The 25,434-nt window shown below is 39.7% G+C and carries 23 protein-coding genes; 12 read left to right on the top strand and 11 right to left on the bottom strand.

Translation table 11 applies throughout. The features are described from left to right. The first annotated feature begins 36 nt into the window (after positions 1–36). The 4 genes from NRE15_RS06810 to NRE15_RS06825 all read left to right on the top strand — a co-directional run bounded on the left by NRE15_RS06810 (position 37) and on the right by NRE15_RS06825 (position 4,603). Entirely contained in the window at positions 37–156 is a 120-nt protein-coding gene (locus NRE15_RS06810; RefSeq protein ID WP_313794840.1) for a putative metal homeostasis protein, read from the top strand. Between the two features lie 989 nt (positions 157–1,145). After that, on the top strand, positions 1,146–2,336 hold the full coding sequence (locus NRE15_RS06815; RefSeq protein ID WP_313794841.1) for a serpin family protein: 1,191 nt from the start codon (positions 1,146–1,148) through the stop codon (positions 2,334–2,336). Positions 2,337–2,400: 64 nt separating this feature from the next. Further along, positions 2,401–3,756 carry an aspartate kinase gene (locus NRE15_RS06820; RefSeq protein WP_313794842.1) on the top strand — a complete coding sequence of 452 codons (1,356 nt, stop codon included), beginning with the start codon at positions 2,401–2,403 and terminating at the stop codon, positions 3,754–3,756. 187 nt (positions 3,757–3,943) lie between these two features. Further along, the gene (locus tag NRE15_RS06825; RefSeq protein WP_313794843.1) at positions 3,944–4,603 is read left to right on the top strand and encodes a hypothetical protein; all 660 of its coding nucleotides are present in this window, start codon (positions 3,944–3,946) and stop codon (positions 4,601–4,603) included. Here NRE15_RS06825 and NRE15_RS06830 read toward each other — a convergent pair. Further along, complete coding sequence (locus tag NRE15_RS06830) at positions 4,583–5,335, bottom strand: sugar phosphate isomerase/epimerase family protein (RefSeq protein ID WP_313794844.1); 753 nt, start codon at positions 5,333–5,335, stop codon at positions 4,583–4,585. The genes NRE15_RS06825 and NRE15_RS06830 overlap by 21 nt on opposite strands. A 97-nt stretch (positions 5,336–5,432) precedes the next feature. Here NRE15_RS06830 and NRE15_RS06835 point away from each other — a divergent pair, with 97 nt between their 5' ends. Both NRE15_RS06835 and NRE15_RS06840 read left to right on the top strand, forming a co-directional pair. Beyond that, complete coding sequence (locus tag NRE15_RS06835; protein ID WP_390887186.1) at positions 5,433–6,281, top strand: aldo/keto reductase; 849 nt, start codon at positions 5,433–5,435, stop codon at positions 6,279–6,281. A gap of 11 nt (positions 6,282–6,292) precedes the next feature. Then, on the top strand, positions 6,293–6,664 hold the full coding sequence (locus NRE15_RS06840; RefSeq protein ID WP_313794846.1) for a thioesterase family protein: 372 nt from the start codon (positions 6,293–6,295) through the stop codon (positions 6,662–6,664). Between the two features lie 90 nt (positions 6,665–6,754). On the opposite strand, the gene NRE15_RS06845 is transcribed toward NRE15_RS06840, so the two are convergent. After that, positions 6,755–7,441: an aspartate/glutamate racemase family protein gene (locus tag NRE15_RS06845; protein ID WP_313794847.1), complete on the bottom strand. Its 687-nt coding sequence runs from the start codon at positions 7,439–7,441 to the stop codon at positions 6,755–6,757. A 139-nt stretch (positions 7,442–7,580) separates the two neighbouring features. Here NRE15_RS06845 and NRE15_RS06850 point away from each other — a divergent pair, with 139 nt between their 5' ends. Next, positions 7,581–7,898, top strand: coding sequence for a thioredoxin family protein (locus NRE15_RS06850; protein WP_313794848.1), 318 nt, complete (start codon positions 7,581–7,583; stop codon positions 7,896–7,898). Positions 7,899–7,911: 13 nt separating this feature from the next. Then, positions 7,912–8,289 carry a hypothetical protein gene (locus NRE15_RS06855; RefSeq protein ID WP_313794849.1) on the top strand — a complete coding sequence of 126 codons (378 nt, stop codon included), beginning with the start codon at positions 7,912–7,914 and terminating at the stop codon, positions 8,287–8,289. Positions 8,290–8,337: 48 nt separating this feature from the next. Here the strand turns inward: NRE15_RS06855 and NRE15_RS06860 are convergent, their stop codons facing one another. The 7 genes from NRE15_RS06860 to NRE15_RS06890 all read right to left on the bottom strand — a co-directional run bounded on the left by NRE15_RS06860 (position 8,338) and on the right by NRE15_RS06890 (position 18,465). After that, positions 8,338–8,775 carry a DUF1801 domain-containing protein gene (locus tag NRE15_RS06860; RefSeq protein ID WP_313794850.1) on the bottom strand — a complete coding sequence of 146 codons (438 nt, stop codon included), beginning with the start codon at positions 8,773–8,775 and terminating at the stop codon, positions 8,338–8,340. 32 nt (positions 8,776–8,807) lie between these two features. Further along, on the bottom strand, positions 8,808–10,757 hold the full coding sequence (locus tag NRE15_RS06865; RefSeq protein WP_313794851.1) for a S9 family peptidase: 1,950 nt from the start codon (positions 10,755–10,757) through the stop codon (positions 8,808–8,810). A gap of 344 nt (positions 10,758–11,101) precedes the next feature. Continuing rightward, positions 11,102–12,256 carry an ABC transporter substrate-binding protein gene (locus NRE15_RS06870; RefSeq protein WP_313794852.1) on the bottom strand — a complete coding sequence of 385 codons (1,155 nt, stop codon included), beginning with the start codon at positions 12,254–12,256 and terminating at the stop codon, positions 11,102–11,104. A gap of 367 nt (positions 12,257–12,623) precedes the next feature. Then, positions 12,624–13,778 carry an ABC transporter substrate-binding protein gene (locus NRE15_RS06875; RefSeq protein ID WP_313794853.1) on the bottom strand — a complete coding sequence of 385 codons (1,155 nt, stop codon included), beginning with the start codon at positions 13,776–13,778 and terminating at the stop codon, positions 12,624–12,626. 520 nt (positions 13,779–14,298) lie between these two features. Then, entirely contained in the window at positions 14,299–15,792 is a 1,494-nt protein-coding gene (xylB, locus tag NRE15_RS06880; RefSeq protein ID WP_313794854.1) for a xylulokinase, read from the bottom strand. 10 nt (positions 15,793–15,802) lie between these two features. Beyond that, a complete protein-coding gene (gene xylA, locus NRE15_RS06885; RefSeq protein WP_313794855.1) occupies positions 15,803–17,110 on the bottom strand; it encodes a xylose isomerase in 1,308 nt (435 codons plus the stop codon). Positions 17,111–17,307: 197 nt separating this feature from the next. Then, the gene (locus NRE15_RS06890) at positions 17,308–18,465 is read right to left on the bottom strand and encodes an ROK family protein (RefSeq protein WP_313794856.1); all 1,158 of its coding nucleotides are present in this window, start codon (positions 18,463–18,465) and stop codon (positions 17,308–17,310) included. A 298-nt stretch (positions 18,466–18,763) separates the two neighbouring features. Between NRE15_RS06890 and NRE15_RS06895 the strand changes: the two genes are divergently transcribed. The 4 genes from NRE15_RS06895 to NRE15_RS06910 all read left to right on the top strand — a co-directional run bounded on the left by NRE15_RS06895 (position 18,764) and on the right by NRE15_RS06910 (position 23,544). Continuing rightward, on the top strand, positions 18,764–20,368 hold the full coding sequence (locus NRE15_RS06895; RefSeq protein WP_313794857.1) for a glycoside hydrolase family 43 protein: 1,605 nt from the start codon (positions 18,764–18,766) through the stop codon (positions 20,366–20,368). A gap of 23 nt (positions 20,369–20,391) precedes the next feature. Continuing rightward, on the top strand, positions 20,392–21,696 hold the full coding sequence (locus tag NRE15_RS06900) for an ABC transporter substrate-binding protein (RefSeq protein WP_313794858.1): 1,305 nt from the start codon (positions 20,392–20,394) through the stop codon (positions 21,694–21,696). Between the two features lie 74 nt (positions 21,697–21,770). Beyond that, positions 21,771–22,700, top strand: a complete 930-nt coding sequence (locus tag NRE15_RS06905; RefSeq protein WP_313794859.1) for a carbohydrate ABC transporter permease — start codon at positions 21,771–21,773, stop codon at positions 22,698–22,700. Between the two features lies 1 nt (position 22,701). Then, positions 22,702–23,544, top strand: a complete 843-nt coding sequence (locus NRE15_RS06910) for a carbohydrate ABC transporter permease (RefSeq protein ID WP_390887187.1) — start codon at positions 22,702–22,704, stop codon at positions 23,542–23,544. Between the two features lie 71 nt (positions 23,545–23,615). On the opposite strand, the gene NRE15_RS06915 is transcribed toward NRE15_RS06910, so the two are convergent. Both NRE15_RS06915 and NRE15_RS06920 read right to left on the bottom strand, forming a co-directional pair. After that, entirely contained in the window at positions 23,616–24,278 is a 663-nt protein-coding gene (locus NRE15_RS06915) for an endonuclease III domain-containing protein (RefSeq protein WP_313794860.1), read from the bottom strand. Between the two features lie 15 nt (positions 24,279–24,293). Next, on the bottom strand, positions 24,294–25,406 hold the full coding sequence (locus NRE15_RS06920) for a GNAT family N-acetyltransferase (protein ID WP_313794861.1): 1,113 nt from the start codon (positions 25,404–25,406) through the stop codon (positions 24,294–24,296). Positions 25,407–25,434 lie beyond the last annotated feature (28 nt).

The raw sequence follows: 25,434 nt of genomic DNA on the forward strand, positions 1-25,434 counted from the left end.
AGATGTAATCATTACTATTTAAAAGGAGTTTTAAATATGTCCACACACAAACAAGCTAAATCCCGCGCCTACCGCGAAATGAAAAGCCCCAACAAAAAAACAGCCCGCCGCGCTTTAAAAACCATCAAAGCCGCTAAACGCGGCAAAATCGCTTAAAACACCCAAAAGACTAGTTCACTAGTCTTTTTTTGTTGCTTCGAAAGTCGAGTGAACGAACTACATTTTTATAGGTCGTTGAGGAAACGAACTACATTTTTGTAGGTCGTTGAGGAAACAAACTACATTTTTGTAGTTCGTCGATGAAACGAACTACATTTTTGTAGGTCGTCGGGGAAACGAACTACATTTTTGTAGTTCGTCGAGGAAACGAACTACATTTTTATAGTTCGTCGAGGAAACGAACTACATTTTTATAGGTCGTTGAGGAAACGAACTACATTTTTACAGTTCGTTGAGTGAACGAACTACATTTTTGTAGTTCGTCGAGTGAACGAACTACATTTTTATAGGTCGTCGAGGATACGAACTACATTTTTGTAGTTCGTCGGTAAAACGAACTACATTTTTATAGGTCGTCGAGGATACGAACTACATTTTTATAGGTCGTCGAGAAAACGAACTACATTTTTGTAGTTCGTCGAGGAAACGAACTACATTTTTATAGGTCGTTGAGGAAACGAACTACATTTTTATAGGTCGTTGAGGAAACGAACTACATTTTTATAGGTCGTCGAGGAAACGAACTACATTTTTACAGTTCGTTGAGGAAACGAACTACATTTTTGTAGTTCGTCGAGTGAACGAACTACATTTTTATAGTTCGTTGAGAAAACGAACTACATTTTTATAGTTCGTTGAGAAAACGAACTACATTTTTGTAGTTCGTTTCCATTTCGAAGCTAACTTTCTTACTTCATTTCCAATTCGGAGCTAACTTTCTTACTCCGTTTCTGATTCGAAGCTAACTTTCTTACTCCGAAAGTATGACGCAGCCACCATTCTACTCAATAAAAGCACAAATTCCTCTATTCATTAGATGACAGCTGAGTTACAAATGGCGTTTTTAGCCCGATATTTTTTTATACGGTTAGTCTGCATGTTATAATGAAGACAAATTTAAGAACTTATTATAAAAGGAGCAGATTATGAAGAAGAATTGGTTAATTAAACTTACGACGGCTATCTTATTATTCCCCACAGGATTGTCAACCGTGACGGCACAAGAAGAATTCGTCACAGACTTAGCTGAACAGACGCAAGAATTTGCTGGACCTTTACGAAATAACTTTGACGCAACCGAAAATTTTGTCTATTCACCTTTTTCCTATTATTTAGCGCTCACACTTTTAGAAGCTGGCTTAACCAATGAACAACAGACCCAATTGGATGACATATTGGTTCACCCAGACTACAGCCGGCAAGATTACTTTAATGAATTGGCAGATTTCTTAGAGACCTCAGTTACCGCCGAGCAACAACCTTTTGATACGATGCAACTCGCACTAGGGCGCGAAGGGAAAACCTGGCAACCAGCTTATCAAGAAGCCGTTGAAGCTTTGCAAGGTCAAGCCGAAATAATTGATTTTTCCAACACCCATAGTTACCAAGAACTCAACGATACTATCGCTGACTTCACCCGTGGATTAATTGATCCCTACTTTTCGCAAGACCGCATAGCGGACCTAGCGGCTAACGAAGACTTGCAACTCATTTTGATGAATTTGCTTTACTTTAAATCCAACTGGCGGAATGAATTTTATGCCGGATGGACTAGCAGTGATATTTATTATGGGGTTGAAAGTGAAACGACCGTCGATATGATGCACCAGACGGAATATTTTGACTATGTCGAAACGGCGGATTTTCAGGCGGTGAAGTTGCCGTATGAGAATCAGGCGGAGTTGGTGGTGGTTTTGCCGGCGAAAGCGACGAGCAATGAGGCGATGTGGGTGTTCTATCAAGAAGCGCTTGCCAGTGAGGATTGGGAGCGTCGGAATATCGATTTATCCTTGCCGAAGTGGGAAATGGAAGACGCGTATGATTTGACTGAGACCCTCGCCGTGTATGGATTAGAGTTTACCGATAGTTTAGGGGCAACCCAATTTTTCCAAGATGACCAAGAATTGGCTGTTAGCAAGATTTTGCAATCCGTCGTTTTCAAGTTGGATGAGGATGGGACAGAGGCGGCTGCGGTGACCGAGATTGATATTGAGGTGACGTCAGCGCCCATCGTTGAAGATCCGATTGAAATGCGGGTAGAACGCCCGTTTGTTTACGGCTTAAACTACCAAAATGTCCCCTTATTTGAAGGAATTAATTGGCAATTAGGCGAATAAGACTACCTTTTTGGCTGCAAATGCGATATGATTAGGCATGAATTTATTTTTAGAGGTGTTAGAGATGAAAGTAGCAAAATTTGGTGGTAGTTCGTTAAGCTCTGCCCAACAGTTAGTTAAAGTAGGCAATATTATTAAACATGACCCCGCTATTCGTTTTGTTGTCGTAAGTGCCCCCGGCAAACGCCATAATGACGATTATAAGGTGACCGACCGCTTAATCGATTTGGCGATTGCCCAGAAAAACGGTTTGGATATGGAAGCGATTCAGGCGGATATTATTGGTCGCTACCAGTCAATGGTCGATGACTTAGGCTTGGATCAAGCGATAATCACTTCATTTAAACTAACCCTTAATAAATATCTGGAAACCCTTAAGGGAAATTACCCGCGCCTATTGGATGCCCTGAAATCATGTGGTGAGGACTTTAACGCCCAACTAATTACTGCTTATTTTAATCAACTCGGGATTAATGCCCGTTACATATCACCTTTAGAAATCGGCATCATCGTGACCGACGAACCGGCCAATGCACAACTTTTACCTGAATCTTATGATTTGATTCGGGAATGGCGCAACCAAGACGAACTCCTCGTAATCCCAGGCTTTTTCGGTTATTCTAAGTCAGGCAATATCGTGACTTTCCCGCGCGGAGGTTCGGACATCACCGGTGCCATTATTACCCGTGGCGTTCAAGCCGATATTTATGAAAATTTCACGGACATGAGCTACATTTATTCAGCCCATCCGAAAATGATTGACAACCCCCACCCCATCGCCGAGATTACCTATCGCGAAATGCGGGAGCTGTCCTACGCCGGTTTCAGCATTTTTCACGATGAAGCCCTTGAACCCCTCTATCAAGTAAATATCCCTGTGATGATTCGGGATACTAACCATCCGGAGATTGAAGGCACCAAAATTGTTGCTTCCCGCGACAATATCAAAGAATACCCGGTCATTGGTATTTCAAGTGACGAAGGCTTTACTTCTATTACTTTACGTAAATATCTCTTGAACCGCGAGTTGGGTTATACTAGCCGCTTGCTACAAATTTTCGAAGACCAAAAGATTTCAATCGAGCATGTACCAACCGGTATCGATAATATCACCGTTGTGTTCCGCACCCGTCAATTAACCCGACCTAATCAATTAAATGCGATTATTCATGAAATCGAAGAAACCTTATCGCCAGAGTGGATTAGTGTCGAAGACGATTTGGCCATTTTGGTCATCGTTGGCGAAGGCATGCGTGAAGTCACAGGCATCGCCCACAAAGCCATGACTGCCTTGGCTTTAGAAGACATTAATATCTTAATGATTAACCAAGGCGGCTCACAAATTAGTTTGTTCATTGGTATTAAAATCAAAGACCAAGAAGCCGCCATCCGTGGCATGTATCAGCAGTACTTTGGATAAGAAATAGGAAGGGGGACCGTTATGGGTCCCCTGTTTGTGTTATGTGGGGTGTTTGGAGTAAGGAGTGCGGAGTGCGTGGGGGTTTATTGCTATATGATTTGTACGCTCGAAGTGAAAGGACGGTTAAAAGGGTTAATCGATCACCAAACGCTTGATTGATTTCGTGATTGAATAGACTTTTTTGTAGTTGATTTGGTGGCTGTACATTTTCCGCCTACACTTGCCGGACTTCATTTCTCAACGACGTCCGCCAAAATCAGCTTGCCGGACTTCCCACTCAATCGACGTCCGCCAAATCAACTTGCCGGACTTCCCGCTCAAACGACGTCCGCCTTTTCGCTTTTTTCCCTCTGCTCATCCAACTTGCCGGACTTCATTTCCCAACGACGTCCGCCAAATCAGCTTGCCGGACTTCCCACTCAATCGACGTCCGCCTTTTCGCTTTTTTCCCTCTGCTCATCCAACTTGCCGGACTTCATTTCTCAACGACGTCCGCCAAAATCAGCTTGCCGGACTTCCCAATCAATCGACGTCCGCCTTTTCGCTTTTTTCCCTCTGCTCATCCAACTTGCCGGACTTCATTTCTCAACGACGTCCGCCAAATCAGCTTGCCGGACTTCCCACTCAATCGACGTCCGCCTTTTCGCTTTTTTCCCTCTGCTCATCCAACTTGCCGGACTTCATTTCTCAACGACGTCCGCCAAATCAACTTGCTGGACTTCCCGCTCAAACGACGTCCGCCTTTTCACCAATTTCACTAACAGAAGTAAGCGACCAGACCGAATCAAATGATTGTCTCATCATAAACAGCTGCCTAAAATACCAATCATTTACTTTCCGCTATTAACCAGGCCTTAAACGCTGCGACGTCGGTGATTAGTTGTGCGGGATCATTATCTTTGACAAATTCGAACAAGTAATTAGGCATTGGTGTTTGAGATTGGGCTATTTGGATGTATTGCTGCCATTCGGTTTTGCCATCTTCTAACGGAAAACGATGGTTGTAGTCTTTCCAGTGAAAAACGTGTAAAGTTGAGACCATGGGGGCGAGTTGGCGAAAGCTGTTGACACGCTCAACGACAGTCAAACTTTCTGCGGGTTGCCAGTATAAAAACACATTGGGTTGGTCAACTTCTTTCATCAACTGCAACGCACTTTCCGGCGTATCGGTTAAGCTGTGGCGATGGTATTCAAAATGAATCGATTGCTTATTTTTTGCAGCTAATTTTGCGATTCGTTGAGCATCCGCGACGATAGCCTGCCGTTTCTCATCGCTAGTTTCCACTGAACCTTCTTCGCCTGCCCAGACCCTGATTGCGCTTGCTTCCAAAATCTCCGCTGTCTGTAAAATGACGTCAAAATCTTCGTAACTTCCAACGGTGTAGTAAGTGCCGTAGGACGGGATGGTTAACCCCGCTGCTCTGCATTCTCGCAAAGTTTCGAATGCTAAACGCCAGTCGCCGGGCTTCACATGGGCTTTGGCCGACCATTCAATTCCATCTAGCCCCGCTTCTTTTGCGATGGCAACCACTTCACTGACACGTTTGTCACTAAACGTCACTGAACACAATCCCAACATTTCTTTTCTCCTTTCAAATAAATATCTCTGCTAAATTATAGCATGTTTTTAGATATTTATTGGTTGGGATAGTATAATTAAATTAACGAAGGAAAGGATGGGTTTGATGGAGATATTTACTTTAAATGATGGGAATCAATTGCCGGCGGTTGGGTTTGGGACGGTGGCTTTGAAAGGGGCCAGCGGAGTTAATGCGATTTTGTCGGCTTTGAATGCGGGGTATCGGATGATTGATACGTCAACGAATTATAATAATGAAGGGGCTGTGGGTGAGGCGATTCGGCGGTCGGTCGTTCCGCGTAATGAGATTTTGGTGACGAGTAAGTTGCCGGGTGCGGCGCATGCGTATGACCAGGCGATTGAGTGGATTCAGGAGTCTTTGTATCGTTTAGGCTTGGATTATTTTGATCAATATTTGATTCACTGGCCGTTGCCTAAGCAAGATAAATATGTTGAAGCTTGGCAAGCATTGGTCGATGCGCAAAAGTTTGGTTTGATTCGTTCGATTGGAGTGTCTAATTTTCTGCCGGAACATTTGGATCGTGTGATTGATGCGACAGGTGTAACGCCTGCGGTGAATCAAATTGAGCGTCATCCTTATTTTAACAATCAAGCCTTGGTGGATTATAATAATCAATTAGGGATTGTGACGCAAGCGTGGAGTCCATTTGGTCGTGATAAGTTAGATATTTTAGGAGAAAAGGCTTTGCAGCCTATCGCTGAAAAATATGGGAAGGCTGTTTCACAAATTGTTCTGCGTTGGAATATCCAAAATGGTGTTATTCCAATCGTGAAGGCTGCTTCCTATAAAAATCAAGTAGCTAATTTAGATGTGTTTGATTTTGAGTTATTAGAAGGCGATATAGCTTTAATTAATCAATTGGATCGCGGTGAAGAGGGTCGTGTGGAAGGTCAACATCCCAATACTTATGAAGAATTTGATTAGGGGGAAAGAGCATGGAAAAGGTTTTAGAAAAGCGCTTTTTAGTTACAGATGATATGAGTGCCGCAAAAATCGGGTCTGGTAGCGTGCCTGTTTTATCGAGCCCGTCGTTAGTGGCATTAATGGAAATTACTTCAATGACTTGGATGCTTCCTTTATTAGATGAAGATCAAACCAGTGTCGGCGTTGAGTTTAACTTAAAACACTTGGCGGCTTCTGAGCTAGGCGTAACAGTTAGAATTGTTTCAAAGATGGTTGAGAACGATGGACGTTCTTATGCGTTTGAGTTGGAAGCCTTTGATGGGGAGCTCCTGGTTGCTACAGCAACCCACAAACGTTTTGTAGTTGATGAGAAACGCTTTATGGATAAGTTGATGAACCGTTAAGAGCATTCTTGTCGTAAAACAGCGGTATTTATTAAAATAAATAACACCTTGCGAAAAAAGCTCTTCGAAGGTGTTTTTTTTGATGTTAATTTACAGGGCTTGTAAGGCTGCTGCTTGTGCGTGGATTTGTGTGGTATCAAAAACGGGTAAAGTAGTATCATTTTGTTTGATTAGTAAACCAATTTCGGTGCAACCAAGAATGACACCTTCTGCACCTCGGTTTTTGAGTTGCTCGATCATTTGTATCACTTGATTTCTTGATTCATCTTTAATGATACCTAAGCATAGCTCGTCATAAATCACTTGATTGATTAAGGCTGCATCTTTTTCGTTGGGAATGATAACCTCAATCCCTTTTTGTGTGATTCTTTCTGTGTAAAACGTTTGCGTCATGGTATATTTAGTCCCAAGTAAAGCGACTTTTTTTATGTTTTGCTTTTCGAGTTCTTTGGCGGTTGCGTCGGCAATATGAATAATTGGAATACCAATTTGCGCCTGAATTTGCGGAGCGACTTTATGCATGGTATTGGTACAGACAACAATAAAATCGGCCCCAGCCGTTTCTAATTTCTGGGCTGCGTCAGTTAAAACAGCGGCACTTTTATCCCATTCGCCACTGGCTTGAAAGGCTTCAATTTCTGCAAAATCAACACTGTATAGGATTATTTTCGCTGAGTGTAAGCCACCGAGTTCGTTCTTTATGGTCTCGTTGATTATTTGATAATACGTGACGGTACTTTCCCAACTCATCCCGCCAATTAAACCAATTGTTTTCAATGTGATCTTCCCTTCATAAAATCTTTTAACATAAGTTAAACGACCCTAGCGTATTTTGATTTGTTATCTCGAGCAAAAAACATTATAATATTCAATTGAATGTAGTATAATAAATATGACTTTATACGAGGAGGTTAAAATGGAAAAACAACTTAATACCTTAGAAGAAGTTCGTAACTTTATTAATTCAGAAAAATATGCCTTATTATTTGTGGCAGGTCATACCTGTTCAGTATGTCACGCCCTCGAACCGCAAGTCGATCGTCTTTTGACTAACTACCCCGATGTTCAAACAGCAATTGCTTATATCGAAGATATTCCCGAGTTAGCCGGTGAATTTTTGATTTTCACGGTGCCGGTCGTCATCTTGTTTGAAGACGGCAAGCGCATGGATTCAATGGCACGTTTTGTACCCATTGCGGATTTAGATAAGAAATTGACTATGATGACCCAGTGATTTCCCGCTTCCCATGCAACTTGCCGGACTTCCCGCTAAATCGACGTCCGGCTTTTCAGCATTTTCTCGCTTTCCAAGCAACTTGCCGGACTTCATTTTCCAACGACGTCCGCCAAAACAATTTGCCGGACTTCCAACTAAATCGACGTCCGGCTTTTCGACCTTTTCCCGCTTTCCAAGCAACTTGCCGGACTTCATTTTCCAACGACATCCGCCAAACCAACTTGCCGGACTTCCCGCTAAATCGACGTCCGGCATTACATCACTTTCCCACTTTCCAAGCAACTTGCTGGACTTCATTTTCCAACGACGTCCGCCAACACAATTTGCCGGACTTCCAACAAAATCGACGTCCGCCTTTTCTACATTTTTACACCTATTTCTCAATTAATGCGACAACTCGCCACCCAACTCACCCAACTCACCAACTCACCTCAACCTAACTACCCTTGACCTCAACCTCCGGATGCTGCTCCAAGGTATAACGCAAGGACGCTTCCAGCATCGCCTTCAACACATCCATGTCCACATCGGCCAACTTATTCACATACACACAAGACTTGCCGGTCGTATGCTTACCCAACCGCGTCAACAGTTCCTCACGCTCCGGAAACGCCGGCTCTAAATACAAACTAATCTTTGCCTTGCGCGGCGAAAAAGCCAACAGCGCAGAATCCCCCTCACGACCAGACTCATACACCCAATGATAATCCCCAAACCCAATGATACTCGGGTACCACATCTTCGGCTCGTGCCCCGTCACCTCTTTAAACAAATCCACCAACACCCAGGCATCCGCTTCCTTCTTCGCATGCCCAATCGACACGATAAACGCCGCCACACTTTCCCCGGTCGGCTGGAATTTTGCTTCTGACATTTTTAAAACCTCCCTCAACTAAATACCCCTGATTATTGATATGTCTTAAACCAATCCACTATCGCTTGGAGACGTTCTAACCTTAAGTTGGGCAAGCCTTCACGTGACAGCCCATGGCTAGACATTGGAAATAGCATCATTTTAGTTGGTACCCCTTGTTTCTTCATCGCCACATACATTTGTTCCGCTTGTTCTTGCGGACACCGCAAATCATTTTCACCATGCATCAATAACAAAGGTGTCTTAGCTTGGTCAGCGTAAGCTAATGGCGACATGTCCCACAAACGCTGCATATTAGACAAGTCATTTTGTAATTGGAACTCGACAAAGAACGCACCAATATCACTGGTCCCATAAAAGCTAAGCCAATTCGAAATGGATCGTTGACTAACCGCAGCCTTAAAACGATCCGTATGCGTCACAATCCAATTGGTCATAAAGCCACCATAACTGCCACCCGCTACATACAAGTGGTCGGTATCAATTTCCGGATGATTGGCTAAAACAGCATCCACCCCTAACATCAAATCATCAAAATCATGGTTACCATAATCCCCTAAAATAGATGCCACAAACGCTTGCCCATAAGAATTTCCTCCACGTGGATTTAACATAATGACCCCATAACCTTGAGCGGCCAACCACTGCATTTCATGAAAGAATGTTTCGCCATAAGCCACTTGCGGACCCCCATGAATATACAAAATAGCTGCATGCTTGTCAGCTTTTTCCACAGGTGGTAAATACCAGCCTTGAATATCCCAATCAGCATAACCCTTGAACCAAAAACGCTCGGGGTCAACCACTTGATGAGCTTCCATAAAAGCGGCGTTAGGATTGTAAAACTCAGTAAAAGCAGCGGTATTTATTGAGATTTGCGCCATGGCGCTGGGCTGGGTTGGGGTTGAGTAAGTCACCGTTAGTTGGTCTTTCGCCACGTTGAGGGCGGCGCTCGTCAAATGCATGGGCGCGTCAAACAGCCATTCGATGTTCCCTTGGCGATCCCCGATATATAATTTAGACTGCCCGTGCTCGGAAGTATCAAAAACAAACCGATTATCGTCCAACCACAACACGCCCACACCCTTAGCATTTTGCTGAAAATCCCCGACGAAGGCATCGCCAATTTCAACATCCAAATCCACTGTTAAACACTTCAACTCAGCCGTTTTCACATCATACAAATAAATATCTGTGAGCGTCACAAATTGATAGGTAAATTCATTGCCAAAAAAGAGCAAGCTATCTTCCGCTTCATTGGCTTTAGCAAAGTAATAATAGCCCGTATATTGTTCAGCGAAAAAAGGCGCCTTTTCTTTGGTGGCTAGGTCATAGCGGTAAACTTTTTGCCCATAAGCCCAATCATCCTCAGGATCCTTAGCCGAATTGAACAGCAAATAAGATTCATCTTTCGCCACATAGCTTAAACTAAAAGCATCGCTTGATGTCATAATCGTTTCAGACTGAGAATCGGTGATAGTTATTTTACGGATAAGGTGTTGCTTTTCAAAATCGATAAATCCGCTGCCATCGGCTTTATAAGTCAGATGTGTCACCGTTAACGGCTGGGGTCGTTTCGTTTCTTCATCCGCCTTTTCCTTTTCAGACGTTTGGTAGTAAAGCACGTCGCTGCCTGGCAACCAATAGTAAGAGCTGACGCCATCAGCCTCCTCGGTAAGTGGCACCGGGCTCCCGCCATCCAACGGCATCGTGAAAATCTGCGGTTTATCTTTGAAGGTCAAACTCGCAATAAATATCAGTTTGCCTAAGTTGGGCGCCACTGTGATGCTGTGCAGTGTGCTCGTTTTAGGAAACCATTGACGAATTTCTTTGGTTTTCAAAGCAATGCTGTTCATCGACGTTTCATAACGATTTTCTTCTTGATTCAACTCAGTTTGCGTAAAATAAGTGCGGTAATAGCACTGCGCTAATTGGTTAATACTCTTAAGCTCAAATAAACTTTCTTTTGAAATCTGATTCATCCTGACATCCTCTCCCGATGGTATTCTATTTTAGTAATATACCACTAAATGCCACAGATTGCTTAGTTGATGTGCTGTGAGGCAGACTTCGTCGTTAGAAAGTTGGCGGGTATCCACGAGATTGGCATGTAGTTTGTGCTTTTATAGATAGCGCGGGACATCGAATATTTGGGAAGGCACGCGGGCTGGGAGCGCGGGACATCGATTAATCGGGAAGGCACGCGGGCTAACAGCGCAGGCCATCCAAAGTTCGGGAAGGCACGCGGACTGAAAGAAAAGGCGGCAGTGAGTTCCTCATCACTTCCGCCTCATGTGCGCGTTTCCCCGCCCACCAACCTATTAACCTATTCCGGTGCAACTTCTATAACTGATGTTTCCTCGCCGTTTTCCAAGCCAATCACCACTACCGATTTAACAGGGTTGTGGTTTTCGTCAATTGAAAACGATCCGGTTACCCCTTCAAAATAATCAATATTTTCTAAGGCATCACGAATGGCGTTACGGTCGGTTGATCCTGCTTCTTCAATCGCAAACATCATTAATTGAGTCGCATCATACGCCAAGGCCGAGAATGTATCTGGTTGCTTACCATACTCTTCCTCGAAAGCCGCAACAAAGGCCGCCGTTTTCTCATTGTCAGACATTAATGAGAAGTGCGAGGTATAGTAGACATTGTTAGCATTCTCTGTCCCCGCTAACTCAATCAAAGTATCATTATGATACCCGTCCGCTCCAACAACTGGAATTTCCAAACCAAACTCACGCGCTTGTTTTATGAATAGGCCGCCTTCGGTATAATAAACGGGTACATACAAAGCCTCCACATTTTGCGTCAACAAGTTCGTTAACACGGATGAGAAGTCCGTATCGCCAGTCGCCATTGTTTCTTGCGTCACTATGGTTCCACCAATCGCAGTAAACTGCTCAACAAAGGCATCACGTAAACCTACCGAATAATCTAATGCCTGATCGTAAACTACCGCCACTTGCGTCACACCTAAGGTGTCATACAAATAGTTGGCAGCTACATACCCTTGGTAACTATCTTCAAAACAAACCCTAAATAAATAATCCAAAACCGTCCCCGACTCATCTAACGTCAACCCATCACCTGTTGCAGCCGGCACAATCCCCGGCAGTTGGCCATCTTCTAAAGCAGGCACTTGCGCCAAAACATTACCGGTAGTCGTTGGCCCAATAATACCCACTACCCCTTCATTAGCTAAACGCGTCGTGATTGCTGCTGATTCCGTCATATCGGATGTATTATCATAAACCAATCCTTCAATCATCAAACCATCAAGTAAACCACCCGCTTCATTCATCTGCTTAATCGCTAGATCGAAGCCTTCACTTACCGGTGATCCATAGGAGGCCTGTGAACCAGATAATTCAAAGTTACCACCTAAAAGGACAGATTCTTGTGCTAAGACGGCTCCACTATTTGACCATAACATGACACCAGCAACTAAACCTAATCCAATTTTTTTGAAATTCATTGACATTTCCTCCTGGAAAAATAGATATTTATTAAAACAAAAAAGACTCCCTACTCAATAATGAATAGGAAGTCTCCCCTAGCAAGGTCCCATTCATCATGCAAACACGAATAGGACTTCGCTCTGTATTAAAAAATTACAGAATCAAGTCCAATTATATGACGATAACGACCACATATTTAGTTTGCATGGTGAATGAATACATAAAATTTTCCTCGCTAACTTGTTCTAACATGATTAAAATATAAACCTATTCCTCTCATAAATCAACCCTTTTTTCTTATTTTTTTAATAAATATCACTGCCAAACGCCGGAAATAGCATTACAGCAGCGTTTTAGCAGTGATATTTATTAGAAGGGTTTTAATTATTCAGGAGCAACTTCAACAACGGAGGTTTCAACACCATTTTCAAGACCAAGAACAACAACGGATTTAACTGGGTTATTGTTTTCGTCCATTGAGAACGTACCTGTTACGCCTTCAAAATCGGTCGTTGCAGAAATGGCATCACGGACAGCATCACGATCAGTTGATCCAGCTGTATCGATAGCATTCATTAATAATAACGTCGCATCATAAGCTAAAGCTGAGAAGGTATCTGGTTGTTTACCATATTCTTCTTCAAAGGCTGCTACGAATTCAACGGTTTTTTCATTTTCTGAAAGTAATGAGAAGTGAGACGTGTAGTAAACGTCTGTTGCATTAGCATCGCCAGCTAATTCAACTAAAGTATCATTATGGTAACCATCCGCACCCATTACTGGTAAATCTAAGCCAAATTCACGCGCTTGTTTGATGAATAAGCCAGCTTCCGTGTAATAAACCGGCACGTATAAAGCTTCAACATCTTGGGTTAAAAGGTTAGTTAAAGCAGCTGAGAAGTCCGTATCGCCTGTCGTTAAGGTTTCTTCAGTCACAACTGTTCCACCTAAAGCGGTAAATTGTGCCACAAAGGCATCCCGTAAACCAACTGAATAATCTAACGTTTGATCAGATACCACTGCAACACGGGTGACACCTAGTGTATCAAACATATAGTTGGCACCTACATATCCCTGGTAGCTATCTTCAAAACATACTCGGAATAAATATTCTAATAATTCGCCATTATCATCTAAGGTTAAGCCGTCACCTGTTGCGGCCGGTACAACACCTGGTAATTGATTTTCTTGTAAAACGGGAACTTGAGCTAATACGTCACCTGTGGTTGCAGGTCCGACTACACCGACGACGCCTTCATTTGCTAAACGTGTGGTTACAGCAGCTGACTCAGTCATATCAGAAGTATTGTCATAAACAACAGCCTCAACGGTTAAGCCATCTAATAAACCACCATTTTCGTTCATATGTTTGATCGCCAAGTCAAACCCTTCACGCATCGGTGTTCCGTAGGCTGCATATTGGCCGGATAATTCAAAGTTACCACCTAAAACAACTGATTCTTGTGCCAATACCGCTCCACTATTTGACCATAACATGACCCCTGCAACTAAACCTAACCCTAACTTCTTGAAATTCATCTTCTTTTCCTCCAAATTTTAAATTTTTTTCCACCACTTACATTAAAACAAAAAGGGCTACCTATTCTAAAATGAATAGGTAGCCCCTTAAGTGAGGTCCCATTCATCAATCAAACACGAATAGGACTTCACTCTGTATAAATTTCTTTACAGAATCAAGTCCATCTAAATAATAATAATAATTGATTTAGTTAGTGTTTTAAATGATGACATAAGTTGTTTCCTCGCTCACTCGTTCTAATATGATTAAAATATACACCTATTTTTCTAATAAATCAAGCTTTTTTCTCATTTAAATAAATCTTTTTAATAAATATCTCTGCGACACTGGTTGTGAGCGCTACGACAGCCGAAGGTTTTACTTATAGTGAGACCGTCTTTCGCCCTCTTCGAGTGGCTCCAGACTCGGCCGGCTACTCGCTCCCTAACCGGCCAAGCCGCTAAGGGAGCGATGTGTGCCGGTCCGTCCTTTACACTATAAGTAAAACCTTCGGCTTTCTCCGCGCTTAGATGGGTGTAATTATAGATGGCTTAGTTGGCGTGATAATTCTTTTGTGTTAGTATAAACGGTTTTATATACAGCATAGATTTGTTGATATTTATTAACATTTTCAGGGATGGGGTTCACAGGGTTCTTATAAGTCACACATTGAGTGACACAAGCTTCCACTGAGGGGAACCAACCAAGACCGAGCGTGGCAATCATGGCGGCACCTAAGCCGGGGCCTTGTTCTGATTTGAGGGCAACGACTGGTGCATTAAAGACATCTGCCTGGATTTGAAGCCATGTTGGGTTTTGTGCGCCTCCTCCGACCGAAATGATTTTTTCAAAGCTTTTATTGGCTGCTTCAGTCATCAACATTTGCACGTCTTTCAATGAGAAAGTGATCCCTTCAATGACCGAGCGGGTAAAATGTTTCAAGCTATGCGAAGCATCTATCCCGATAAAACTCCCTCTTATGGTGCTGTCGATATGTGGCGTCCGTTCGCCACTGATATAGGGCGTAAACAGTAAACCCTTTGAACCAATTGGGACGTCAGCAATGTCTTCTAACAATTCATCAAAAGATAAATCTGCAGCAAAGGTCTCTTTGAACCAACTCAAACTATGGCCTGCTGCCAAGGTTACCCCCATCGAGTAATAGCTATTAGGAATGGTATGGTTAAACAAATGCAATTTCCCTTGATAGTCACTTTGTCCATTTTGTTCGTAAGCTAAAAATACGCCAGAGGTTCCGATACTACTCATACCAACGGTTTCATCCATGACGCCTGCTCCAAGAGCGGCACAGGCGTTATCTGCACCACCCGCAAAAACTTTTACGGTTTTCTCAAAAGTTATATTAGGAACTGAATCAGCTAAAAGATCACCAACGTAGGCAATGGATTCCACGGCTGTTGGTAAGATATTGATTGGGATTTGGAATTGGTCTAAAATACTTTGCGACCATTGTTTGGCATTAATATCGAATAAAAGTGTGCCAGCTGCGTCAGCGTAATCCATGTTGAGTTGACCAGTCAATTTGAGTCTTAAGTAGTCTTTGGGTAATAATAAATGAGCGACTTTTTGCCAAATGTCTGGTTCATGTTTTTGCACCCATAAAACTTTAGGTAGCGTGAACCCTTCAAGGGCACGATTTTTCGTGATGGCATACAGTTCATTAGAGTAGGTTGACATGATAAATTCACACTCAGCCGTTGTTCGAACATCATTCCATAGGATGGCAGGACGAAGAACATTTAAATCTTCGTCAAGCAATACCAAACTATGCATTTGACCGGAAAAACTAATTCCTTCCAATTGCTCCTTAAAATCTGTCACAGTGATATTTAATTTTTCCATGACAGCTACGCAAGCTGTATACCAGTCTTCAGGATTTTGCTCAGAAAAGCCTGGGGCTGGATGATGTAAATCGTAGTTAGAACTAGCTGTTGCGACAATTTCACCTTGCTGATTCATCAACAAGCCTTTAAGTGAACTTGTGCCTAAATCAATTCCTAATACATAACTCATGAGCTGACTCCTAAACTAAATAATCATTAATTAATGATTTAACATATTCTAAATGACTAGATTCTAATTGGATTTCATCGTGTTGTAGAGCATATTCCGTTAAGGCTTCAAAATCGGTGGCATTATCTAGAATTTCTTTACCGACACCTGTTTGGTAAGAAGCATAGCGTTTTGCTTTCAAATCATCGAAGAAGCGGTCTTCTTTCAATTTAGCTGCCGATTTCAAGCCACGAGCAAAAACATCCATCCCTGCAATGTGACCCAGTGCTAAGTCATCCATATCAATCGATGTCCGACGTAATTTAGAGTCGAAGTTGATACCACCTGGTGCGATACCGTCGTTTTCTAACACTTCGTACATAGCAAACGTTGTATCATAAATATTATAAGGAAATTCATCCGTATCCCAACCTAACATCGTTTCTGCATGGTTAGCATCCATTGATCCCAACGCATTAAACGTTCTAGCTACATGTAGTTCATGTTCGAATGTATGACCTGCCAACGTTGCATGGTTACCTTCTAAGTTTAATTTAAAATGATCCTGCAAATCATATTTGAATAAAAAGGCCATCGTTGTAGCTGCATCGTAATCATATTGATGCGTGCTTGGCTCTTTTGGTTTTGGTTCAATTAAGAAGGGAATTTTGTGTTCGATTTTTTCTGAATAAGCAATCGCCATTTTATAAAAACGAGCCATATTGTCTTGCTCAAAAGCGATATCAGTATTTAAGAGCGATTCATACCCTTCACGACCACCCCAGAAGACATAGTTTTGTCCACCAAGTTTTTTACTCAAGTCTAATCCTTTTTTCACCTGTGCCGCTGCATAAGCAAATACGTCAGCGTTATTAGATGAAGCCGCTCCATTCATATAGCGTGGGTGGGTAAACATGTTCGCTGTATTCCACAATAACTTAACGCCCGTTTCATCCATTTTTTCTTTGATGTAGTCAGTTACTTCATCAAGATTTTGGAAAAATTCTTCTAAGGAATCCCCTTGCGGTGCAATATCCACATCATGGAAACAGAAGTATTCCACTTGTAATTTCACTAAGAGTTCAAAGAATGCATCGACGCGATTCTTAGCTGTTTCCATTGGTGTCTCGCCATCCCAAGTACGGATATAGGTCCCATCTCCGAATGGATCGCCTCCGTCTTGCGTAATGGTATGCCAATAAGCTAAAGCGAATCGTAAATGTTCTTTCATTGGTTTGCCTAAAATTTCTTCTTCAGGGTTATAGTGACGGAATGCAAATTGATTTTTGGTTTTATTCCCTTCAAAAACGACTTTGTCAAAATTTGGAAAATATGTCATGGTAGAACTCCTTTTTCTTTTTAATAAATATCTATGGAACTAAGTGTAAAGTTGGAACCTTCTAACTTTATTCGAGTTTGTTTGTTATACTAACTAACCTATATTGAAATTATAGGTCATTCTCATTCGGCTGTCAACCGCTTTCAATTTTTCTTCAAAAAAAAGCCAATCATTGAGATTAGCATATGCAGTGATATTTATTTGGTTTTCAAAAACTTTAGGTCTTCAATGTTTAAGTATTGCTTAACAACATTGGCAACACCGCCGTATAAAGTAGCCAGATTGTATAGAGTGCTTGTGTGTACGATAAGTTCAGTCGTCAGCGAACTATTTAAGTTGGCTCGAACTTCATCGATTAAATGTGGCAAAGCTTGATAAAGTGGATGATTAATAATGATTACTTCCGGATCAAATAGAACGCCTAAGTTATTAATTGCAATGCTCAGGTAAGTTGCATTTTCATTAACGAGTTGAGTCACAGGTTCATTTTTATTGTATAGCTGCGCAATATCTTGGGTACTAACATGATCAAGCTTCAATTCTTTTTTGATCGCTCCTGTTAGTGAGGCGAGCGAGGCATATTGTTCTAAACAGCCATGGTTGCCACAAGGACAAGCTTTTCCATTTGGAACAATTATACTATGCCCAATTTCTCCACTATTGCCTCTAAAGCCTTGATAGATGATGCCGTTTTGAACAAAACCAGCACCAATCCCTGTATGGATATTCAAACTGACCAAATGATTGTATTCACCCGCAAAGCAATACTCCCCTAAAGCGGCTAAGTTAGCCTCATTTTCTAAATAAATTGGCATCGATAAGTATTGCGCTAATTGCTCAATAAATTCATTTCCGATAGTATAATTGGGTGTTAACATGATTTGATTATCTTTAACCGTACCGTGAATCGCTAAACTTAAACCCACGATACCATAAGGTGTATCAGGATATTCTTGTGATGTAAGTTGTGTGTATAGCGCAACAATATAAGTAAATACATTATTCGATGTTAAATGGATATCTTCGAAATTTTCGTAATTAATTATCTCACCATTTAAATACGTTAACATACCCGAAATATAATCTGGACCAAGATCCATGGACAAAACTAATCCAGCTTTGTGGTTAAATGTCAGAATGATTGGTTTACGTCCACCAACTTTATTCGCTTCACCCTCACCTATTTCAAAAACTAAATCATTATCAATTAAATCTTTAGTGATTGTTGACACAGATGCTTTATTCAAACCAGAAATTTGTGAAATCTTCGCTCTGGATATTTCGCTTTCTCGAATAATTGTGTTTAAAACCAGTGATACATTCTGCTCTCTGATTAGAAATTTATCGGTTACCATGGCTATGCTCCTCACATCCACATTTGATTGCTAGATTATTTTAAGTTAGTTTAGCATACAAATTAAATTTAAACAAATGGGAGAAATCATTGATTATATTAAATAATATTGATTTTTATTTCATCTTAATATCCTAATAAATAGCATACAAAATTTTTATTATCTAAAAAGATTAATAAATAACTATTGACAAATCGATTTGTAAACGTTAACATATAAGTTAGTTAGGTAACCTAACTAACTAACCTATTGAATTGTAGTCTTTATGTTTGTATAAAAATCAACAAAGGAGAAAAAAATGTATATAAAAAATCCGATTCTTAAAGGATTTAATCCTGATCCAAGTATTCTTAGAGTTGACGATGACTATTATATTGCTGTCTCTACCTTCGAATGGTCGCCAGGTGTTGTTATCCATCATTCAAAAGATTTAAAAAATTGGCATCAAATAGCTAGACCACTAAATTCAACATATTTCATAGATATGAAAGGTAATCCCGATTCTGGTGGTGTTTGGGCGCCTGATTTATCTTATTCTGATGGAAAATTCTGGTTGGTCTACTCTGATGTAAAAGTAGTGAATGGACCTTGGAAAGATGTTACTAACTATCTTATAACAGCTGATGAAATTGATGGTGAATGGAGTGAGCCGATTGCATTAAATTACTCCGGTTTTGATGCCTCATTATTTCATGATATTGATGGTAGAAAATGGTTTTTAAATATGATTTGGGATCATCGTGTTAATCGTCACAATTTTAACGGTATTGCTTTACAGGAATATGATCCAGTACAAAAAAAGCTAATTGATGAACCTAGAAATATTTTTAAAGGAACTGATATTAAGTTAGTTGAAGCTCCTCATTTGTATAGAATCAATGATTATTATTATTTATTTACTGCAGAAGGTGGGACTTTATTTAATCATCAAGAAACAGTAGCACGATCAAAATGTATCGAAGGGCCATACGAAGTCCATCCTGACAACCCTTTTATTTCATCTTTTTATAGACCAAATATAACATTGCAAAGAGCTGGACACGGTTCATTAGTTGAGACACCAGATCATGAATGGTATTTTGCTCATCTGACTTCAAGACCCCTTCCAACTGATACTGAAAGTATTCTAGATAATCGTGGTTATAGTCCCTTAGGTCGAGAAACTGCCATTCAAAAAGTTACATGGAAGAATGACTGGCCTTATATAGTAGGTGGCAATTTCCCACAAGATGAAGTAGAAATGCCCATAGTTGAAGAAACCATTTGGCCAGATGACTTCCCCATTATTGATGATTTTAATGAAACAACATTAAACCATCAATGGAACACTGTGAGAAATCCATTTGATGAAAAAATGGGAAGCTTATCAGTTAACCCAAGTCATTTAAGATTATATGGTCAGGGTAGTTTCCACAATCATTTTGCCAACTCTTTCGTAGCAAGAAGATGGCAATCACTAAATTTTGAGGCTGAAACTAAAGTCATATCCAATCCGACAACTTTTCAACAACAAGCAGGATTAGTTGCTTACTATAATACTAATAATTGGACAAGTATACATTTAACTTGGGATCCGGACCAAGGGAAAGTAGTTGATTTATTAGAGTGTGACAGACGAACTTTACTACAACCTCTGAAAAACTCAATAAAAGTTCCCGAGAATATTAATTATGTCTATTTTAAAATCAATGTTAATCGAGATAAGTATTTTTATAGCTATTCATTTAATGGCAAAGAATGGAAAAAAATAGATATAATATTTGATTCTCGAAAATTATCTGATGAATATGTCCAGGAAGGAGGCTTTTTTACAGGAGCATTTATTGGTTTAAGTTGTATTGATACTGCTAGTAGAACTCTTGTTGCTGATTTTGACTATTTCCGTTATGAAGAATTAGATTAATCACTAAAATTAAGGAGCTTAAAATGAAAAAAATAATAAATACTTTCAACAAAATAGTTTTTAGTACATTAACTTTAAGTGCACTAGTTAATCCAATTGCGTACGCTCAAGATGAGGATGTTGAAACATACGGTTCAGGGGATAAAGTATTAGAAATTTGGTCTTTTACTAATGAAATTAATACGATGATTGAAGATTATTTCCTAGTAGATAATCCAGATATTGATTTTTCAATAGAAATTGTTAATATTCCAACAGCAGAATTTGAAGCGAAACTTGATCCTATCGTAGGAACTGATGCTGCTCCAGATTTAATTCTCCTTGAACAAAATTTCGTGAAAAAATATGTAGAGTCTGGGTTAATGGCAGATCTATCACAATTTGAAAATGTTATGTCTGGTTCGGAGAACACTTATGACTATGTTAAGGGTATTGGTACAAGTGCAGATGGTACTTTTTATGCTAATTCTTGGCAATCTGCACCAGGAGCTTTCTTCTATAGAGCAAGCTTAGCAGAGGAACTTCTAGGAATTACGGAGCCAGAAGAGTTACAAAGTAGATTATCTGATTGGGATGGATTTGTTGAAGTAGCCCGAGAAGTAAAAGAAGCATCAAATGGTGAGGTATACATGATTTCTGGTATCGATGATTTGCGTTTTGCATATTTAGGGACAAGAGAACAAGGTTGGGTAGTAGATGGACACCTAGTGATTGATCCTCAAATGGATAAATTATTAGATACTGCTTTATTAATGAATGAAGAAGGATTAATGTTAGATGCTCCACCTGAATCCGAAGCGTACTTTGGTGGAATGTCTCAAGATGAAATATTTGGTTATAGCTTACCAAGTTGGGGATTACATTTCTGGTTAAAACCAAATGGAGGAGATGCAACGGCAGGTGACTGGAGAATGATTGAAGGACCTAGTGCATATTTCCGTGGAGGAACTTGGTTAGGTGCGTTAAGTAATTCTGACATGTTAGAAGAAGCATCAGAGGTTATTACATACATTACAACCAATCCTGATTTCTTAACTAAATGGGCTTTAGATACAGGAGATATTGTATCTGATGTCAATGTAGTTGAAGAAATTAAAGGTGAATACAGTGATGAGTTTTTAGGCGGACAAAATCACTATGCAGCTTTTGCAGATTTAATTGGAAATATTAACGGTGAGATAATTACTGAATATGATCAAGCAATTAATGTACTCTTTGTTGATCACGCATTAACACCATATTCTAAGGGTGAAATCGATAAAGAAACCGCACTAAACAACTTCAAAGCACAAGTTCAAAACTCTTTCCCTAATTTAGTTATTGATTAAAATTAAAGTGCTTTTTTATAGAAGAGTAATAGCAATAGACTATTATTCTTCTATTTATTAAAGGAGCTTAAAAAATGGAAAATGAAAAAAAACAAGTAATAAAATATGCAAAAATTAAAAACACCAATAAGTATGGTTATATATTTATTGCGCCTTTTTTTATTGTGTTTGCAATTTTTAATTTTTACCCTACACTTAACACTATATATTTATCTTTTCAAAATATTGCTGGCTTTCAAACTGAAGGAATATTCATAGGTTTAACTAATTATATTAATTTGCTTAAAAATAATCTTTTTATTCAATCTATAAAAAACACACTAATCTTATGGACTTTAAATTTTATTCCACAGATTGTCATAGCAATGCTTCTTGCATATTGGTTTACAAATTCTCGTTTAAAACTTAAAGGGCAAACATTTTTCAAAAGTATTTTTTATTTACCTAACATTATCACCGCAGCTTCTGTTGCAGTAATTTTTTATGCACTTTTTAGTTATCCTCGAGGGCCAATAAATTTACTCCTGATAAGATTGAATATTTTAGATAGTCCTTATGACTTTTTCCGAAATGTTACCTTTACTAGAGGTTTAGTAGCTTTTATTCAATTCTGGATGTGGTATGGTCAGACAGCAATCGTACTAATTTCTGGGATACTAAGTATCGATCGTTCTTTATATGAGGCAGCAGAGGTTGATGGCGCAACGCCTTGGCAATCATTTAGGAAAATAACCTTACCATTACTAAAACCAATTACTGTATATGTTTTAATAACATCGCTAGTAGGCGGATTACAAATGTTTGATATACCATTGTTGCTAACCAATGGTGGACCTAATGGTAGTGTAGAGACTGTTATGACATATATATATAAACAAGCATTTCAAGGTGGAAGGAATATAAGTATTGCAGCTGCTGCATCTATTTACTTATTAATAATAACTTCTGTCTTAAGTTTAGTTATTTTTTATGTTATACGTGATAGAAAGGCAAAGAAGGCATGATATGATGAATGACTTAAAAAAATTAAAAGCTCAACGAATGCTCATTTATATTTTCTTTGGATTGTTAACTATCCTAAGTATTATACCCTTTTGGATTGTTATTGTTAACTCAACTCGATCAGCTGAGCAAATACAACAAGGTATGTCTTTAGTACCTGGCGGAAGTTTTATTGATAACTGGAATATATTAATGGATCGTGGTTTTAATATATTTGATGGTTATAAAAACAGTTTAATCATAGCCGGTGGTTCAACTATTTTAAGTATGTATTTTTCTAGTTTAACAGCATATGGATTTACCGTATATGAATTTAAAGGAAAAAATTTCTTATTTACAATTATTTTATTGTTAATTATGCTACCACCTCAAGTAAATATGATTGGTTTTTATCGGTTTATGGCATCAGTTGGTCTGCTTGATAGTTATATTCCCCTAATAGTTCCATCAATAGCGTCTGCTCCAACCGTTTTCTTTATGAAACAATATTTAGAAACTGTTTATCACCCGTCATACGTCGACTCAGCAAGAATAGATGGTGCAGGAGAGTTTAAAATATTTCATCGTATCATATTGCCACAAATGGCACCTGCAATTGCTACCATGTCTATTTTTAGTTTTGTTCAATCATGGAACAACTTCTTAATGCCATTAATTTTAATCAATGATCGGTCGAAGTACACATTACCTATGCTAGTTCAATTATTAACAACAGACACTTATACTACTGAATACGGAAGTTTATATTTAGGTGTTTCTTTATCTGTTATTCCATTAATCCTGGCTTATATATTCCTTTCTAAGAGAATTATTGGTGGTGTCACTGCTGGTGGTATTAAGATGTAGATATTAATTAGTTTAGTGTATAAAAAAGAGAAGCCTCTTCGATCACTGGCTTCTCTTTTATTATATAAATTTCATTGCACTACAAACTCCTCAAACAACGCATGCGCATGGGGTCCTTTCCCTTTAAGATTTGATTTACCAAAGTTCAAAATTTGCCCATGAAAGTCTTGCCATTCTAAAACTGATAAAACCGTATCAGCCTCCACAAAACCTTTTAATGGCATGTAGCCTGAAGCTTCTGCCACCCCTAAACCAGCATATAATTTACGTGCATAATTATCCGCGATAAATACGCCTTGATTGAAAATATAAAGCAACAAAACATCCGCCGTTTCATTGCCGATACCTTTAAACTGTAATAATCGTCTGCGGAGGACGTCTTGATCTGGATAGTCTTTTAAGACAGCGAATTCATCAAAATCGTAGCTTTTCATCCATTGAAACCATTCGTAGATGAGTTGTGATTTACTAGAATGAAAACCACTTGAATAAATTAAGGGAACCAAGTCATCTGTGGATAATTCACTGATGCGTGCCGGTTCTAATGCTGTCACCGTGCGGAGTTGATTAATGGATAGTTGCGTATTATGCCAAGTGGTATTTTGGACTAAAAAGGCGCCTAACATGATTTCCCAACTTGTTTCGGCTGCCCACTTACCGCTCGCACCATTCATTTCTAACAATAATTGATATAGATCTTTTGAATTGATTACTTTTTTCTTGATAACATTCATCCTTCACTTATAACGTTAAAATTTGTCAGTCCCATGCCAAAAAATGGGTAAAGGAAACCAATCGTTAGGGATGGGGTATTTATTGGGGTTTCCAAAAGGGCTTAACAATAAGGCTTGCGCTTGGAGTTTAGTTAATTGAGGCGCGTTCGCTTCTGCTTTGCCATCAACATTCACTTGCTTTTGTGAAACCGTAATTGTAATTGGTTGACCATCAAAATAAGCTGAAAAAGATCCTTCAGATAAACCCACCTGATCCTGTTTAAGCCTTAGAAATGCCTCAATAACGGATTGGAAGTTCAGGATATTGATGTTTAAAACTGGGTGTATCGAATACCTCTCTGCTAATTCAGACAAGATTTGATTTCTTTCCAGATCGTACGCTGCGGTGGAAATCTGCAGTTCATCTTTCCCATCAAGAAAATACTTTAAGAACGGTTTTAGGTATTTTTCATCTTTTAAACCCAATTCAATCAACGCGGATTGATCTTCAACACTTAAAAAATACCCAACCCATTCATCTTTGAGTAATATGTTAAATGGTTTTAAGTTAAACGTATGTAATATCTCAAATAAATAGTCTTTTTCTCTGTCAATATACACATTTTTCTGCGAAATAAGGGTATATATATCCTCTAAATACGTATCATTTTCTACTATTGGAAGGATTGAAAAAGCCTGTGTTTCAACATCCTTCAACCCATGCCGCACATTCGGTGCTTCAAAATGAAATTGATACTCGATGCCACCAACGGTATAACCATAATATTCATAACGTTGTCGTTGACCACTTAAAACGCTCAAATCGTAGACTCCAGACATTTCATCTAGCGATGCATTCATTAGTTGCTGCATATGCCCTTGCCCACGAAAATCGGGATGAACCGATACCGTGCCGACATAATTCGCCTTTAGAACATTGTCTCCCACATGAAGTAATTGCGGCAACACAGCTACTTGAGCAATAATCAACCCTGTATGATTAACCGCCACTTTCGTTATTTTTTCGAATGGATAGCGACCACCATACGTTTTTGGCAACAACTGCGCTGCATTCATATTAAATACAGAATCGGCTAACTGAAGAATTTCAGTCCGCTCTTGGACTAATGCGTCGCGATATTCTACCATTTTATCAACCTCAATTTCATTAAAATAC

This window comes from Fundicoccus culcitae, assembly GCF_024661895.1.
GTDB lineage: Bacteria > Bacillota > Bacilli > Lactobacillales > Aerococcaceae > Fundicoccus_A > Fundicoccus_A culcitae.